Genomic DNA, 16,491 nt, shown 5'->3' on the forward strand with positions numbered 1-16,491 from the left:
AGCCCTCTCCCCGCAAGCGGGGAGAGGGAATGTGCCAAACGCCATGCCTTGAAACGGGAAAACGGCCCGGCATATCCCCTTCTCCCCGTCCTGACGGGGAGAAGGTGCCCGGCAGGGCGGATGAGGGGCAAGGCAACACCCGGAAAGCTCCACGCATGACTCCCCGCCCCCTCGACCGCCTCATCCGCCCTAGGTCCATCGCCGTCTTCGGCGGCAAGGAAGCCCGCCGCGTCATCTACCAGTGCGACAAGATGGGCTTTTCCGGCGAAATCTGGCCGGTGCATCCGCGCGAGGAGGAGATCCTCGGCCGCAAATGCTACCGCTCGGTCGCCGACCTGCCCGGCGCGCCGGACGCCTCCTTCGTCGGCGTCAACCGCGAGCTGACCATCGGCATCATCCGCGACCTTGCGGCCCGCCGCGCGGGCGGGGCCGTCTGCTACGCCTCCGGTTTCCGCGAGGCCGTCAGCGAGCTTGCCGATGGCGACGACCTGCAGAAGGCGCTGGTTGCGGCCGCAGGTAGCATGCCGATCCTCGGGCCGAACTGCTACGGCTTCATCAACATGCTGGACGGCGCGCTGCTCTGGCCCGACCAGCACGGCATGCTGCGCATCGACAAGGGCGTCGCCGTCCTCACCCAGTCGTCCAACATCGCCTGCAACATTTCCATGCAGCAGCGTGGCCTGCCGCTCGCCTATATCCTGACCGCCGGCAACCAGGCCCAGACCGGCCTTGCCGATCTCGCCTGCGCGGTCCTCGAAGACCCGCGCGTCACCGCCGTCGGCTTGCATATCGAGGGCTTCGACAGCCTCGAAGCGCTGGAACGCCTCGGCCAGCGCGCCCGCGACCTGAAGAAGCCGGTCGTCACGCTGAAGGTCGGCAAGTCGGAACAGGCGCAGCTCGCCACCGTCTCGCACACCGCCTCCCTCGCCGGCAACGACGCGGTCTCCTCGGCCCTCCTCGCCCGTCTCGGCATCGGCCGCGTCGAGACGCTGCCGGAGCTTCTGGAAACGCTGAAGCTGCTGCATGTCGCCGGCCCCCTGCCGAACCACGACATCTCCTCGATGAGCTGCTCGGGGGGCGAAGCCTCGCTGATGGCCGATGCCGGGGTGAAGCGAAAGGTGAACTATCGCGCGCTCGAAGATTTCCAGCGCCAGCCGCTGCGCGAAACGCTCGGCCAGATGGTGACCATCTCCAACCCGCTCGACTACCACACCTTCGTCTGGGGCAACCGCGAGAAGCAGACTGCCGCCTTCACGACGATGATGCGGGGCGGCTACGGCCTGAACCTCGTCGTGCTCGATTTCCCCCGCCTCGACCGCTGCGATGCGGCCGACTGGGTCACCACCTGCCACGCCGTCATCGACGCCTCGAAAGCCGCGGGCGCGAATGCCGGCATCGTCGCCAGCATGGGCGAGAACATGCCGGAGGAAACGGCCGAGATGCTGATGCGGAACGGCGTCGTGCCCTTCTACGGCATTGAGGAGGCACTTGCCGCCGCCGACGCCGCCGCCGGCATCGGCGAAGCCTGGGCCGGGCCTCAGTCTCGGCCGCTCCTCAAGGCGCCGGCCGGCGAAGGCGAGCCCGTCACCCTCACCGAGCATGAGGCCAAGCAGGCGCTTGCCGCCCATGGCCTGCCGGTGCCGGAGGGTCTTGTCGCCGAGACGGCGGACACGGCCGCCGACGCCGCCGAAGAGCTCGGCTTCCCGGTCGTGCTCAAGGGCCTTGGCGTCGCGCACAAGACCGAGGCGGGGGCGGTGAAGCTCAATCTCGCGAACCGCGAGGCGGTGCTGGAGGCCGCGAACGCCATGGCCGGCGTCGCCGCCGGCTTCCTCGTCGAGAAGATGGTGGGCAAACCGGTCGCCGAGCTCATCGTCGGCGCCATGCGCGATCCGGTCGCCGGCCCCGTTCTGACGATCGGCGCGGGCGGCATCCTCGTCGAATTGCTTGAAGATTCCGCGATCCTGACCCTGCCGACGGACGAAAGGACGATCCGCGAGGCGATCTCCGGCCTGAAGATCGCAAAACTGCTCGGCGGCTATCGCGGCGCGCCGAAGGGCGATATCGACGCCCTTGTCGCCGCCGTCGCATCAGCGGCATCCTATGTCGTTTCAAACGCTTCAATAATCGAAGAACTGGACATTAATCCAATAATGGTGCTGCCGGAATGCGACGGTGTCGTCGCGGCCGATGCGCTGATCCGTCTGAGGAAAAACCCATGACCGGACCGATAAGACAGCGCCGCGAGGGCGGCATCCTGGAAGTGACGATCGATCGCCCAAAGGCGAACGCCATCGACCTTGCGACCAGCCGCATCATGGGAAAGATTTTCGCCGACTTTCGCGACGACGAGAGCCTGCGGGTCGCCATCGTCACCGGCGCGGGAGAAAAATTCTTCTGTCCAGGATGGGACCTGAAGGCCGCCGCCGCGGGCGACGCGGTCGATGGCGACTATGGCGTCGGCGGTTTCGGCGGCATGCAGGAACTGCGCGACCTCAACAAGCCGATCATCGCCGCCGTCAACGGCATCTGCTGCGGCGGCGGGCTTGAAATCGCGCTCTCCACCGACCTCATCCTCGCGGCCGAGCACGCGACCTTCGCCCTGCCGGAAATCCGCTCCGGCACGGTGGCCGACGCCGCCTCGATCAAGCTGCCGAAGCGCATCCCCTACCACATCGCCATGGACATGCTTCTGACCGGTCGCTGGCTGGACGTTCAGGAGGCGCATCGCTGGGGTTTCGTGAACGAGATCCTGCCCGCGGAAAAGCTTCTGGACCGGGCCTGGGAGCTCGCGCGCCTGCTCGAAAGCGGCCCGCCGCTCGTCTATGCCGCGATCAAGGAAGTGGTGCGCGCCGCCGAGGGCGAGACCTTCCAGGCGACGATGAACAAGATCACCCGCCGGCAATTCCGGACGGTCGATATCCTCTATTCCAGCGAGGACCAGCTCGAAGGCGCCCGCGCCTTCGCGGAAAAGCGCGATCCCGTCTGGAAGGGGCGATAGGAGAAGCGCCCCTGCATCGGGCGCGATCCGCATTCTTCCATAAGCTCAGCTTGTGGCAGGAATAGATAATTTAGGACGTTACACGCGGCTTCTGCGTGGGTAGCTTATGAACAAAGCGCCGCATCCACGGCAGAAAGAGGAGGCTTTCGGGAGACGGAAATGCGTTGCCACCGCCATAAAAAGCCGGTTGCAAGGTTGCCTTTGAGGACAAAAACAGAAATCCTGCCAATCATAACGACAAATGCCCACAAATGGGCCAGCGAAAGGGAACAGGGGAATGACTGATTACACCAAATATCTCACCAGCCAGGTCACGCTCGGCAGGATGAACCGCCGCGAGTTCATGGGCCGCGCCGCCGCGTTCGGCATCACGCTCGCCGCCGCCGGCACCCTCTTCGACACCGCGGCCAGGGCGCAGGAACCCAAGCGCGGCGGCAATCTGAAACTGGGCCTGGAAGGCGCCGCCGCGACGGACTCCAAGGATCCGGCCAAGGCGCTCTCCCAGTTCATGTTCGTCGTCGGCCGGAACTGGGGCGACATGCTCGTCGAATCCGAGCCGCTGACCGGCCAGCCCGTGCCGGCGCTCGCCGAATCCTGGGAACCTTCCGCCGACGCCTCGACCTGGACGTTCAACATCCGCAAGGGCGTGAAATTCCATGACGGCAAGGAATTGACCGTCGATGACGTCATCAAGACGCTGCAGCGCCACACCGACGAGAAGTCGGAATCGGGCGCGCTCGGCGTCATGAAGTCGATCAAGGAAATCAAGGCCGACGGCGACAAGCTGGTGCTGGTGCTGACAGAAGGCAACGCCGACCTGCCGCTGCTGCTCACCGACTACCATCTCGTCATCCAGCCGAACGGCGGCCTCGACGATCCGAACGCCATGATCGGCACCGGCCCCTACAAGGTGACGAGCTTCGAGGCGGGCGTGCGCGCCACCTTCGAGCGCAACACGGACGACTGGCGCCAGGACCGCGGCTTCGTCGACACGATCGAGATGATCGCGATGAACGACGCGACGGCCCGCATCGCCGCGCTCTCCTCCGGCCAGGTGCACTATATCAACCGCGTCGATCCGAAGACGGTCGATCTCCTGAAGCGCGCGCCGACCGTGGAAATCCTCTCCACCTCCGGCCGCGGGCACTACGTCTTCATCATGCATTGCAACACGGCGCCGTTCGACAATGTCGATCTGCGCCTGGCGCTGAAATATGCGATGGACCGCGAGACCATGCTGGAGAAGGTGCTCGGCGGCTACGGCAAGGTCGGCAACGACTTCCCGATCAACGAGACCTATGCCCTCTTCCCCGAAGGCATCGAGCAGCGCGCCTACGACCCGGACAAGGCGTCCTTCCACTACAAGAAGTCCGGTCACAGCGGCTCGGTCCTCCTGCGCACGTCGGACGTCGCCTTCCCGGGCGCCGTCGATGCCGCGGTCCTCTACCAGGAAAGCGCCAAGAAGGCCGGCATCGAGATCGAGGTGAAGCGCGAGCCCGGCGACGGCTACTGGTCGAACGTCTGGAACGTCCAGCCCTTCTCCACCTCCTACTGGGGCGGCCGCCCGACGCAGGACCAGATGTATTCCACCGCCTATCTCTCGACGGCGGACTGGAACGACACCCGCTTCCTGCGCGAGGACTTCGACAAGCTGCTGCTCGAGGCCCGCTCGGAACTCGACGAGGCCAAGCGCAAGGACATGTACCGCACCATGGCCATGATGGTGCGTGACGAGGGCGGCCTGATCCTGCCGATGTTCAACGACTTCGTGAACGCCTGCGGCAAGAACGTGAAGGGCTACGTCCACGACATCGGCAACGACATGTCGAACGGATATGTCGCAACCCGCGTGTGGCTCGACGCCTGATGACCGGCAACGGACCGGCGCACGGTCCGGAGCTGACAGCAACGGCGGCTGCGGGCGAAGCCCCGCAGTCTGCCGGCGTTGCCGGGTCGGTTGCGTCCACTGGAGCCCCCGTCGACGAAGGCACGCCTTCGTTCTGGGCGAAACTCAGCAAGAGCAGCCCCCTGGTTGCGCTCATCCTGCAACGCCTCGCGCTCAGCGTGGCCTTGCTCTTCGCCGTGTCCCTGATGATCTTCGGGGGCGTGGAAGCCTTGCCGGGCGATTTCGCGACAACCTATCTCGGCCAGTCCGCAACGCCCCAGGCCATCGAGAACATCCGCAAGGACCTCGGCCTCGACCAGCCGGCCACCACACGCTACTTCAAGTGGCTCGGCGGCGCGATCCAGGGCGATTTCGGCAATTCCTGGGCGTCCAAGAACTCGGTCAGCGAGCAGATCGGCAAGCGCCTCGGCAATTCGCTGTTCCTCGCCTTCTTCGCGGCGATCATCTCGGTGCCGCTCGCGGTCGGCCTCGGCATGCTCGCGGTGCAATACCGCAACCGCATGCCCGACAAGATCATCAACGTCATCTCGCTGGCGGCGATCTCGCTGCCGGAATTCTTCGTCGGCTACCTGCTGATCCTGTTCTTCGCCGTGCAGATGGGCGTCGCGACCTTCCCGGCGACGGTCTACGATTCGATGACGATCGGCCAGCGCCTGTCGGCCATCGCCCTGCCGACCGCCACCCTCGTCCTCGTCGTGCTCGCCCACATGATGCGCATGACGCGGGCGGCGATCCTCAACGTCATGTCCTCGGCCTATGTCGAGACGGCGGAGCTGAAGGGGCTTTCGAGCCTGCGCATCATCGCCAAGCACGCGGCGCCGAACGCCGTCGCGCCGGTCATCAACGTCATCGCGCTCAACCTCGCCTATCTCGTGGTCGGCGTCGTCGTCGTCGAGGTGGTCTTCGTCTATCCCGGCATGGGCCAGTACATGGTCGACGCCGTGACGGTGCGCGACATGCCCGTCGTGCAGGCCTGCGGCCTGATCTTCGCCGCCTTCTACATCTTCCTCAACATGTTCGCCGACATCCTCGCGATCGTCGCGAACCCGAGATTGAGGCATCCGAGATGAGACTTTCCACCATCCCCATCAGCGCATGGGTCGGCATCCTGGGCATCCTGCTCGCCGTCTTCTGCGCCCTCTTCGCCCCGCTCATCGCCCCCTATGGCGAAAGCCAGATCGTCGGCGCCGTCTGGCAGCCGATGGGCGGCGACCATCTGCTCGGCACCGACAATCTCGGCCGCGACCTCTTCTCGCGGCTGATCTTCGGCGCGCGCACCACGATCTTCGTGGCGCTGGCGGCGACCGTGCTCTCCTTCTCGCTCGGCATGCTGCTCTCCTTCACGGCGGCGGTGACGGGCGGGTTCGTCGACCAGGCCTTCTCGCGCTTCAACGACCTGATGATGGCGATCCCGACGCTGATCTTCGCCCTCGTCGTGCTCGCCGTCCTGCCGCAGCAGCTCTGGATCCTCATCCTCGTGATGGCGGTCCTCGACAGTACCCGCGTCTACCGCATCGGCCGTGCCGTCGCGCTCGATGTGGCGGTCATGGAATTCGTGGAGGCGGCAAGGCTGCGCGGCGAAGGCACGGGCTGGATCATCTTCCGGGAGATCCTGCCGAACACGCTCTCGCCGCTGCTCGCCGAATTCGGCCTGCGCTTCGCCTTCTCGATCCTCTTCCTCTCCACCCTCTCGTTCCTCGGCCTCGGCATCCAGCCGCCGGCGGCGGATTGGGGCGGCATGGTGAAGGACAACAAGGACGGCATCATCTTCGGCATTTCCGCAGCCCTCATTCCGGGCGGCGCGATCGCCGGGCTCGCCATCTGCGTCAACCTCGTCGTCGACTGGCTGATGAAACGAACCTCCAGCCTCAAGGGAGGGCGCGGCGATGCCTGATCTTCTTTCCGTCCGCAACCTCAAGATCGAGGCGACCAGCTATCCGCCGGGCGAACCGCCGAAGACCGTGACGCTCGTCGAAGGCGTGAACTTCGACGTGCAAAAGGGCAAGGTGCTCGGCCTCATCGGCGAATCGGGCGCCGGCAAATCGACCATCGGCCTCACCGCGCTCGCCTATGGTCGCGGCGGGGTCCGCATCACCGGCGGCGAGGTCAAGCTCAACGGCGAAGACCTGTTGAAGCTCGGCCCGGCCGGCATCCGCAAGGTGCGCGGCTGCAAGGTCTGCTACGTCGCGCAATCCGCGGCAGCGGCTTTCAACCCCGCCCACCGGCTCGGCGAGCAGGTGATCGAGGCCTCGCTGAAGCACGGCGTCATGAGCCGTGCGGAGGCGGAAAAGCGCGCGCTCTACCTCTTCAAGGTGCTCGGCCTGCCGAACCCGGAAACCTTCGGCCAGCGCTATCCGCACCAGGTCTCGGGCGGCCAGCTCCAGCGCGCCATGACCGCCATGGCGCTCTGCCCGAACCCTGAACTCATCGTCTTCGACGAGCCGACCACCGCGCTCGACGTGACGACGCAGATCGACGTGCTCGCCGCTATCAAGCACGCCATCGAGGAGACCCACACCGCCGCGCTCTACATCACCCACGACCTTGCCGTCGTCGCGCAGATCACGGACGACATCCTCGTGCTCCGGCACGGCAAGATGGTGGAATACGGCTCGGTGAAGCAGATCATCGAGACGCCGACGCAGGACTATACCCGGGCGCTGGTCAACGTGCGCGGCACCAAGCGCGAGGAGGCGCCCGACCAGTCGGACACGCTCCTCAAGGTCGACAACATCACCGCCGGCTATTCCAACGGCTTCAAGGTGCTGCAGAACGTCTCGCTGCACCTGCCGAAGGGCCAGACGCTGGCGGTCGTCGGCGAATCCGGTTCCGGCAAGTCCACCCTCGCCCGCGTCATCACCGGCCTGCTGCCGCCGCAGGAGGGCACGATCAGCTTCGACGGCACGCCTCTGCCGCGGGCGCTGAAGGGCCGGACGAACGACCAGCTCCGCCGCATCCAGATGATCTACCAGATGGCCGACACCGCGATGAACCCGCGCCAGACGGTGCGCGACATCATCGGCCGGCCGCTCACCTTCTACTACGGCCTTCGCGGGGCGAGGAAGACCGAGCGGGTGAAGGAACTGCTGGAGCAGATCGAGATGGGCGGCCGCTTCGCCGACCGTTATCCGGCGGAGCTCTCCGGCGGCCAGAAGCAGCGCGTCGCCATCGCACGGGCGCTGGCGGCCCAGCCGGAGCTCATCCTCTGCGACGAGCCGACCTCCGCGCTCGACCCGCTGGTGGCCGAAGGCATCCTGAAGCTTCTCCTGAAACTCCAGGACGAGACCCACGTCTCCTACATGTTCATCACCCACGACATCGCCATCGTCCGCGCGATTGCCGATTCGGTGGCCGTGATGCACCGCGGCCGCCTCGTGCGCTTCGGCCCGAAATCGAAGGTGCTCTCGCCGCCCTTCGACGACTACACCGACCTGCTTTTGAAATCGGTCCCCGAAATGGAGATCGGCTGGCTGGAGAAGGTGCTGACGACACGCCGCATGGAAAGCGCCGGCAACTGACGGAAGCGGGCGGCCAAGGCCGCCCGTCTGACTTTTGAGAGCTCGCTCCATTCTCCATCGTCATCCTCGGGCTTGACCCGAGGATGACGATGGAGAATGGAGCGAGGTTTAGCAAAACAAGACAGCTCCATGAACTGCATAGCTCCACTCAATTCTGCGTGCAGGCCACATCCCCCAGCCGGCTGGCCGATTCGCCTTCGGCCATCACCGTCTCCTCGCCACGCGCGGTGCAATTGCCCTTCTCGCCGACGCCCGTGCGGAATTTCACCATGGGCTGGCCCTCGATCATGATGCTCGGCACGATCTCGTAGAGTTCCGGCGGGCAGTTCACCACGTCGGAGAGGCGCAGCGCCGGCGCACCGCCGATGAAGACGCTCTTCGAACCGGACATGGCGCAGGATGGAATGGGCTGGGGCGCATCCTCGGCCACGGAAACGGACGGCCCCGCCGCCCCGAGAGCGAAGCCCAGAAAGGCAACCGCAAACCGCAAAGATTTCATCATCTGTCTCCCTTTTCACGCACCGCACGCGACAGCGCACGCAACGTTTCCAATGCCCGTTCGCCATCCCGCTCCGGCACGAATATATGGTCGTGATGGTAGCCGGCAACCACGTTGGCGCTGATCCCCTGCCCCGTCAGCGCCGTCGCGAAGGCCGCCGTCAGCCCCACCGCCTCCAGCGAGGAGTGCACGGTGAGCGTGATCATCCGCATCGGCGGGCTTGCCGCCAGCCCTTCCGCCGCCTCGGCCGGCAGGATCAGCGTCACGCCCTCCGCCTCCCGGAAGAGACCGACCGGCCCGCGAGAAAGATGGCCTTCCAGATCCCCGGCCGGCACGCAGGCATAGACGAAGGCCCCGTCCGCCAGCGCCGGCTCCATCGTCGCCAGCAATGCGTCGAGATCGGTGATCCCGCTCATGGATGCGCCATCCGGCGCACGGCATCGCACAGCGCCGCAAAACCGGCCTTCGCGCCCGCGCTCATGAATCGCGCGCGCAGCCAGGCGTGGATCATCTGCTTCTCCTCGCGAAACTCCACCGCAACACCGGCAAGCGCCAGCCGCGCCGCATAGGCCCGCGCATCGTCGCGCAGCGGATCGAAATGGGCGCCGGTGATGAAGGCGGGCGGCAGGCCGGCAAGGTTTTCCGCCCGCAACGGGAAGGCATGCACGGCCTCCTCCGGCGCCTTGTAGACCTCGCGGTAATAGGCGACGTCGGCGGTCGAAAGACCCGGCGCCTCGGCCATCTCCAGATAGGAGCCGGAGGCAAGGTCGCCGCCGAGGCCCGGATAGACCAGCGCCTGCCCGGCAATGCCCGTCAGCCCCTCGTCGCGCGCCTTCAGCACGATGCCGGCGGCAAGGTTGCCGCCCGCGCTGTCGCCGACCACCACGACCGGGTGGCTTTCCAGGAGAAGCTCGATCAGCACGGCCCAGCAATCGTCGAAAGCGGCGGGCCAGACATGCTCCGGCGACAGGCGGTAATCGACGGACACGAGTTCGGCGCCCGCGGCCTCGGAAAGCTCGGCACAGATCGCATCATGGCTGTCGAGCGAGCCGACGACGAAGCCGCCGCCGTGGATGTAGAAAAGCCGCGTCGCGCTCGTCACCGCCGCCGGGCGATAACGGCGCACCGGGATGCGCCCCGCGATGACACCGTCCTGCTTGATCATGCCCGCCGGCGGCGGCGCGTCGAAGGCGGCGCAGAGCGCATCGTACCAGCCGCGCTGCCGCCCGATATCCGCGTCGACGGCATCGGCGGGATAAAAATCCTCGCAGCGCTTGTGGAAGGCCAGGATGCCCTCCTCGGTCGGCATGGGGCGTTCGGTCATGGCGGCTCCTCGTTGCCGGCGCCGTTCCGGCGTGACGGAATGGGCGCCGGGGCGTGTCCTGTCGCATTGTCCGGTGCCGGAGCGACGCTGCCCCGGCTGGAAATGGCGGGGATCATAGCAGCGCGCACCCCGCGCGCCTGTCCCGTCCGCGGCTTTCCCAAGGAATTTTCGGCGCTTGCCTCGCCCGCGCCGGGCATATTAACTGCCGCCATGGCGTTCACCTTCCGGCAACTGCAATATTTCGTCGCCGTCGCGGAGCAGGGTTCCGTGACGCGCGCGGCGCAAAACCTCTCGATCTCGCAATCCTCGATCACCGAGGCGATCAAGGAGCTCGAATCCGACCTCGGCGTCGAGCTGTTCGAGCGCCATCCGCGCGGCCTCACGACGACGCACAACGGCCACCAGTTCCTGCGCCACGCCACGAAGATCCTCGCGAACGTCTCGGATGCCCGCCGCTCCTTCTCCGACAACCGCACGGCGGAAAAGGGCCAGCTCAATCTCGGCGTCACCTCCCTCGTCGCCGGCTACGTGCTGTCGGACCTGCTCTCGCGCTATCGCCGCGCCTTTCCCGGCATCGAGGTGAGCGCCATCGAGGACAACGGCTCCTATCTGGAACATCTCCTGGTCGGCGGCGAGCTGGACGTCGCCGTCATGGTCATCTCGAACCTGCGCGACCGCATGGCGCTGCAGGCGGAGATCCTCGAAACCTCGCCCTACCGCCTCTGGCTGCCGATCGGCCATCCGCTCGTCTCGGCCGACATCATCTCCGTCAGCGACATCGCCAAGGAGCCGCTGATCATGCTCACGGTCGACGAAATCGAGGAGAACACCGGCAAGCTGCTGACCGCGCTCGGCGCCCGCCCGCATGTCGCCTTCCGCACCCGCTCGGTGGAGGCGGTGCGCAGCCTCGTCGCGACAGGCGCCGGCATCGCGCTCCTGCCCGACCTCGTCTATCGCCCCTGGTCGCTGGAAGGCGACCGCATCGAAAGCCGCGACGTCTCGGGCGCGCTTCCCGTCGTCCAGGTCGGCATGGTCTGGCGCAAGGGCTCCAGCCTGCCGCAAGCGGCAAGAGATTTCGTCGGGCTGGCGGAGGCGCTGCGGAGCGGTCGGGGACGGTAGCGGCGGCATCGAACCTCTTCCTGCGGCTTCATCCCCGCACGCCAGCGCGCCGGGGTTTTGCGGGAGCATTCGGACGTGGCGCTGGAGGCTGCCTCGACTGAATGTTTGTATGCGGCACCGTCCAGCGCCCCGTTCGGCGGTTTTTGCCCGCGACTTCGGCCTCTCTGCGATGGCGGGGTGCGTGGGAACGGTGGCGCGCCCTTCCGGAGAAGGGGTCATGCACGCCCTCAGGATCACGGTGCCGCAGCCACGACTGCCGGTCGGCACCGTCTTCCACTGCGCCATGCGAGCGGGGAAGCCCCCGGACGCCGCATGGTGCAGCCGCCATGTTGTGTGCCACACAGGCACGCCCGGCGACGTGATCGGGGCAAAACGGCGGTCCGGTCCGACGCCCCGCCATTTCCCCCGTTTCGCCGGAGGGAGACCATTTTCCGCGCGCCCGGTGCGTCAAGGTGTGCGTCGCCCCCTCACGCCCCGCGCCGACCCCGCCTCGCCGCAACGCCTTGCGGTGTATCCGCGGCGGGATGGGAGGATTGTAGGCACGGGGTTGAGGGGTGGGGAAAATGCGGGGCGTGTTTTTTGGCGGCGAGGACGTGCGGTGGGGCGTGGATCCTCGGGTCAAGCCCGAGGATGACGGAGAGGAGGAGAGGTTGCCAGCCCCTTTGCCGGTGCGGCATCCGGCTCCCTTGCTTCAGCCCTAATCCTCTCTTCTTTCGTCATCCTCGGGCTTGACCCGAGGATCCACAAGACGCGGCACGCCCTCGCCGCTTTCGGAATTTCCGATACCGACATTCTGATTAATGAATTTGCGAAAGCGGCGAAAGCGCGGCACCTTCTCATCCGGGAACAATACCGCAGACAAGCGGACCAAACCGGGAGACTGTCATGAAGCGACTTCTGCATTCCTGCACCGCGCTTACCCTTTCGCTCGCCTTCGCCACCGCCGCCATCGCCCAGGAGCCGCTGAAGGAGCTCGGGCCCGGCGAGGGCGAAGTCTCCATCGTCGCCTGGGCCGGCTATATCGAGCGCGGCGAGACGGACAAGAACTATGACTGGGTCACCGAATTCGAGAAAAAGACGAGCTGCAAGGTGACGGTGAAGACCGCCGCCACCTCCGATGAAATGGTGGCGCTGATGAACGAGGGCGGCTTCGACCTCGTCACCGCCTCGGGCGACGCTTCGCTCCGCCTCGTCGCGGGCAAGCGCGTGCAGCCGATCAACATCGACCTCATCCCGAGCTGGAAGACCGTCGACGAGCGCCTGCAGAACGCGCCCTGGCACACGGTGAACGGCGTGCACTACGGCACGCCTTATCTGTGGGGCCCCAACGTCCTGATGTACAACACCGAGGCCTTCAAGGACGCGGCGCCGACGAGCTGGAAGGTCGTCTTCGAGGAGATGACGCTGCCGGACGGCAAGTCGAACAAGGGCCGCGTGCAGGCCTATGACGGCCCGATCCACATCGCCGACGCCGCGACCTACCTGATGGCGCACAAGCCGGACCTCGGCATCAAGGACCCCTACGAACTCAACGAGGACCAGTACAAGGCCGCGCTCGACCTGCTTCGCGTCCAGCGCACGCTGGTCGGCCGCTACTGGCACGACGCGATGATCCAGATCGACGACTTCAAGAACGAGGGCGTCGTCGCCTCCGGCTCCTGGCCTTTCCAGGTGAACCTGATGCAGGCGGAAAAGCAGCCGATCGCCTCGACCTTCCCGGAAGAGGGCGTGACGGGCTGGTCGGACACGACCATGCTGCATGCCGAAAGCCAGCATCCGAACTGCGCCTATATGTGGATGGAACATTCGCTTTCCGCCAAGGTGCAGGGCGATGCCGCCGCCTGGTTCGGCGCGGTTCCCTCGGTCCCGGCGGCCTGCAAGGGCAATGCGCTCCTGACCGACGAGGGGTGCTCGACCAACGGTTTCGACAATTTCGAGAAGATCCGCTTCTGGCGCACGCCGGTGACCAAGTGCGAAAGCCAGGGAGAGTGCGTGCCGTATCACCGCTGGGTCTCCGACTATATCGGCGTGATCGGCGGGCGTTGAGGTAAAACGGCGCGGCATACTCCCCGATCTCCCCCCTTGAGGGGGAGATCCCTCTGTCGCCGAAGGCGACAGAGGGGGGTGGCCGCGAAGCGGCAAATGTTACGAAGCGGGCGGGACTACCCCCCTCTGCCCTGCCGGGCATCTCCCCGTCAAGGGGGGAGATCGGATAGACGCGCCGTCTTCCTCCCACGCCACTTTCTGCGATCGGCGCAGTACAGCGCCCATCGCCCAAGACAAACCGGAGTCCCCCATGACCGCCGTCCTGTTCCAGCAAGTCTCCCGCCATTTCGGCGCCGTGCGTGCCGTCGACAGCGTGGATCTCGCCATCGCCGAGGGCGAATTCTTCGCGATGCTGGGACCGTCCGGCTCCGGCAAGACGACGTGCCTGCGCCTGATGGCCGGCTTCGAGCAGCCGACGTCGGGCCATATCGAGATCTTCGGCGAGACGGCGGAGGGCGTGCCGCCCTACCGGCGCAACGTCAACACGGTGTTCCAGGACTACGCCCTCTTCCCGCATCTCTCGATCCTCGAGAACGTCGCCTACGGGCTGATGGTCAAGGGCGTCGGCAAGGCCGAGCGGCTGAAGGCGGCCGAGGAGGCGCTTGCCATGGTGAAGCTGCCCGGCTACGGCGCGCGCCGGCCCGGCCAGCTCTCCGGCGGCCAGCGCCAGCGCGTGGCGCTCGCCCGGGCGCTGGTCAACCGGCCCCGCGTGCTCCTCCTTGATGAACCCCTCGGCGCGCTCGACCTCAAGCTGCGCGAGCAGATGCAGGAGGAACTGAAATCCCTGCAGAAATCGCTCGGCATCACCTTCGTCTTCGTCACCCACGACCAGGGCGAGGCGCTGTCGATGGCCGACCGCATCGCCGTGTTCAGCGATGGCAGGATCCAGCAGCTCGGCACGCCGGAAGAGGTCTACAAGCGGCCGAAAACGCGCTTCGTCGCCGATTTCGTCGGCTCGTCCAACGTGCTGCCGCCGGATTTCGTCCGTACCCTCGGCTTCGGCGACAGCTATGCCAGCCTGAGGCCGGAGGCGATCACGCTCGGGGATGGCCCGGGCCGCAAGAATTTCGCCGGCCGCGTCGTCGCGACCAGTTTCCTCGGCGCGGCGAACCGCGTGACGGTCGAGGCCGCGGGCGCGCGCGTCGCGGCCATGACACCGGCCTCCATCGCCCCGCCGGCGCTCGGCGAAACGGTCACCCTCTCCTTCCTGCCGCAGGACCTGCACCCGATGGACGGTGCCCGATGAGCATCGTCGCCGACACCTCCATCCTCGCGCGCCGCGAAGGCACCTCCGGGCGGCTTTCCGATTTCTTCTGGCGCAACCCGAAGATCCTGCTGCTCCTGATGCTGACGCCGCCGCTGCTCTGGCTCGGCATCATCTATCTCGGCTCGCTCTTTGCGCTTCTCCTGCAGAGCTTCTTCTCGATCGACGACTTTTCCGGGCTGATCAACTACGAGTTCACGCTCGCCACCTACCGGCAGCTGCTCATCCCGTCGAATTTCGACATCATCCTGCGCACCATGCTGATGGCCGCGCTGGTGACGCTCGCCTCCGCCGCCATCGCCTTCCCGATCGCCTATTACGCGGCGCGCTATGCCAAGGGAAAATGGAAGGTCGTCTTCTATCTCGGCGTCATGCTGCCGCTGTGGTCGAGCTATCTCGTCAAGGTCTATGCCTGGAAGCTGATCCTCGCCAAGGAAGGCATCGTCACCTGGGCCTTCGCCAAGCTCCGCCTTTCCTGGCTGCTCGATGCGTGGCTTTCGCTGCCCGTGGTCGGCGGCTCGTCGCTGTCGATCAGCTATACCGGCACCTTCATCGTCTTCATCTATGTCTGGATGCCCTTCATGATCCTGCCGATCCAGGCGGCGCTGGAGCGCGTGCCCGGCAACCTGATCGAGGCCTCCGCCGATCTCGGCGGCCACCCGGCGCAGACCTTCCGCCACGTGCTCTTCCCGCTCGCCCTGCCCGGCATCATCGCCGGCTCGATCTTCACCTTCTCGCTGACGCTGGGCGACTACATCATCCCGCAGATCATCGGCTCGTCGCGGCTCTTCATCGGCCAGGCGGTCTATGCCCAGCAGGGCACGGCCGGCAACATCCCGCTCGCCGCCGCCTTCTCCGTCGTGCCGATCGTCATCATGGGCCTCTATTTGTGGATGGCCAAGCGACAGGGGGCCTTCGATGCGCTCTGACAGAAACACCACCGCTCCCCTCGGCCTCAAGATCGCCGCAGGCCTCGGCCTCGCCTTCCTGCACCTGCCGATCCTGCTCATCTTCCTCTACGCCTTCACGACGGAGGAGAAGAGCTACCAGTTCCCGCCGCCGGGCTATACGCTCAAATGGTTCGCGGTCACCTGGAACCGGCCGGACGTCTGGGAGGCGATGGGGCTTTCCGTGCGCGTCGCGTCCATCTCCACCGCCGTCGCCCTCGTGCTCGGCACACTGTGCGCCGCCGCCGTTTCCCGTACGAAATTCTTCGGCCGGGAGACGATCTCGCTGCTCGTCATCCTGCCGATCGCCCTTCCCGGCATCATCACCGGCATCGCGCTGCGCTCGGCCTTCTCGTTCGCGGAGATCCCCTTCTCCTTCTGGACGATCGTGCTCGGCCACGCCACCTTCTGCGTCGTGGTCGTCTACAACAATGCCGTCGCCCGCTTCCGCCGCGTCTCGGGCTCGCTGATCGAGGCCTCGATGGACCTCGGCGCCGACAGCTTCCAGACCTTCCGCTATGTCATCCTGCCGAACATCGGCACGGCCCTGCTTGCCGGCGGCATGCTCGCCTTCGCGCTGTCCTTCGACGAGGTGATCGTGACCACCTTCACCGCCGGCCAGCAATCGACCCTGCCGATCTGGATGCTGGAGGAACTGGTGCGCCCGCGCCAGCGCCCGGTGACCAATGTCGTCGCCATGGTCGTGGTGCTCGTCACCTTCCTGCCGATCCTCGGCGCCTACTACCTCACCCGCGATGGCGACCAGGTCGCAGGCGCCGGAAAATGAACATGAGCGAACAGGGAGTAGCGAATAGCGAATAGGGTTCCCTGACGGTGAAGTTGCCACCCCTGTTCGCTACTCGCTATTCG

The 16,491-nt window shown here is 66.2% G+C and carries 14 protein-coding genes; 11 read left to right on the top strand and 3 right to left on the bottom strand.

All coding sequences use genetic code 11. The features are described 5' to 3' along the window. Nucleotides 1–155 precede the first annotated feature (155 nt). The 6 genes from AABF56_RS10710 to AABF56_RS10735 all read left to right on the top strand — a co-directional run bounded on the left by AABF56_RS10710 (nucleotide 156) and on the right by AABF56_RS10735 (nucleotide 8,422). Entirely contained in the window at nucleotides 156–2,219 is a 2,064-nt protein-coding gene (locus AABF56_RS10710) for an acetate--CoA ligase family protein (protein WP_272805901.1), read from the top strand. After that, nucleotides 2,216–2,998, top strand: a complete 783-nt coding sequence (locus tag AABF56_RS10715; protein ID WP_244766849.1) for a carnitinyl-CoA dehydratase — start codon at nucleotides 2,216–2,218, stop codon at nucleotides 2,996–2,998. Before AABF56_RS10710 ends, AABF56_RS10715 begins: the two co-directional genes overlap by 4 nt. A 277-nt stretch (nucleotides 2,999–3,275) precedes the next feature. Next, nucleotides 3,276–4,865, top strand: coding sequence for an ABC transporter substrate-binding protein (locus tag AABF56_RS10720; protein WP_272805902.1), 1,590 nt, complete (start codon nucleotides 3,276–3,278; stop codon nucleotides 4,863–4,865). Next, nucleotides 4,865–5,974, top strand: coding sequence for an ABC transporter permease (locus AABF56_RS10725; protein WP_432343735.1), 1,110 nt, complete (start codon nucleotides 4,865–4,867; stop codon nucleotides 5,972–5,974). Before AABF56_RS10720 ends, AABF56_RS10725 begins: the two co-directional genes overlap by 1 nt. After that, nucleotides 5,971–6,798 carry an ABC transporter permease gene (locus AABF56_RS10730; protein WP_244766852.1) on the top strand — a complete coding sequence of 276 codons (828 nt, stop codon included), beginning with the start codon at nucleotides 5,971–5,973 and terminating at the stop codon, nucleotides 6,796–6,798. The genes AABF56_RS10725 and AABF56_RS10730 overlap by 4 nt, the downstream gene beginning before the upstream one ends. Further along, complete coding sequence (locus tag AABF56_RS10735) at nucleotides 6,791–8,422, top strand: ABC transporter ATP-binding protein (protein WP_272805904.1); 1,632 nt, start codon at nucleotides 6,791–6,793, stop codon at nucleotides 8,420–8,422. Before AABF56_RS10730 ends, AABF56_RS10735 begins: the two co-directional genes overlap by 8 nt. Before the next feature lie 148 nt (nucleotides 8,423–8,570). Here the strand turns inward: AABF56_RS10735 and AABF56_RS10740 are convergent, their stop codons facing one another. Genes AABF56_RS10740 through AABF56_RS10750 form a run of 3 tightly spaced genes read right to left on the bottom strand, consistent with a single transcriptional unit; the run spans nucleotide 8,571 to nucleotide 10,245 of the window. Beyond that, nucleotides 8,571–8,921, bottom strand: coding sequence for a PAAR domain-containing protein (locus tag AABF56_RS10740; RefSeq protein ID WP_272805905.1), 351 nt, complete (start codon nucleotides 8,919–8,921; stop codon nucleotides 8,571–8,573). Beyond that, the gene (locus AABF56_RS10745; protein ID WP_272805906.1) at nucleotides 8,921–9,337 is read right to left on the bottom strand and encodes an ACT domain-containing protein; all 417 of its coding nucleotides are present in this window, start codon (nucleotides 9,335–9,337) and stop codon (nucleotides 8,921–8,923) included. Before AABF56_RS10745 ends, AABF56_RS10740 begins: the two co-directional genes overlap by 1 nt. Further along, nucleotides 9,334–10,245 (bottom strand): alpha/beta hydrolase, encoded by a 912-nt coding sequence (locus AABF56_RS10750; RefSeq protein WP_272805907.1) that lies wholly within the window; start codon nucleotides 10,243–10,245, stop codon nucleotides 9,334–9,336. The genes AABF56_RS10745 and AABF56_RS10750 overlap by 4 nt, the downstream gene beginning before the upstream one ends. Nucleotides 10,246–10,455: 210 nt before the next feature. Here AABF56_RS10750 and AABF56_RS10755 point away from each other — a divergent pair, with 210 nt between their 5' ends. The 5 genes from AABF56_RS10755 to AABF56_RS10775 all read left to right on the top strand — a co-directional run bounded on the left by AABF56_RS10755 (nucleotide 10,456) and on the right by AABF56_RS10775 (nucleotide 16,408). After that, complete coding sequence (locus AABF56_RS10755; RefSeq protein ID WP_133032813.1) at nucleotides 10,456–11,364, top strand: LysR family transcriptional regulator; 909 nt, start codon at nucleotides 10,456–10,458, stop codon at nucleotides 11,362–11,364. Nucleotides 11,365–12,249: 885 nt separating this feature from the next. Further along, on the top strand, nucleotides 12,250–13,410 hold the full coding sequence (locus tag AABF56_RS10760) for an ABC transporter substrate-binding protein (RefSeq protein ID WP_272805908.1): 1,161 nt from the start codon (nucleotides 12,250–12,252) through the stop codon (nucleotides 13,408–13,410). Between the two features lie 250 nt (nucleotides 13,411–13,660). After that, nucleotides 13,661–14,656: an ABC transporter ATP-binding protein gene (locus tag AABF56_RS10765; protein WP_272805909.1), complete on the top strand. Its 996-nt coding sequence runs from the start codon at nucleotides 13,661–13,663 to the stop codon at nucleotides 14,654–14,656. After that, nucleotides 14,653–15,603, top strand: a complete 951-nt coding sequence (locus AABF56_RS10770; RefSeq protein WP_272805910.1) for an ABC transporter permease — start codon at nucleotides 14,653–14,655, stop codon at nucleotides 15,601–15,603. Before AABF56_RS10765 ends, AABF56_RS10770 begins: the two co-directional genes overlap by 4 nt. Beyond that, a complete protein-coding gene (locus AABF56_RS10775; RefSeq protein WP_272805911.1) occupies nucleotides 15,593–16,408 on the top strand; it encodes an ABC transporter permease in 816 nt (271 codons plus the stop codon). The genes AABF56_RS10770 and AABF56_RS10775 overlap by 11 nt, the downstream gene beginning before the upstream one ends. The last annotated feature ends 83 nt before the right edge of the window (nucleotides 16,409–16,491 follow it).

Source organism: Shinella sp. WSC3-e, assembly GCF_945994535.1.
Taxonomy (GTDB): domain Bacteria; phylum Pseudomonadota; class Alphaproteobacteria; order Rhizobiales; family Rhizobiaceae; genus Shinella; species Shinella yambaruensis.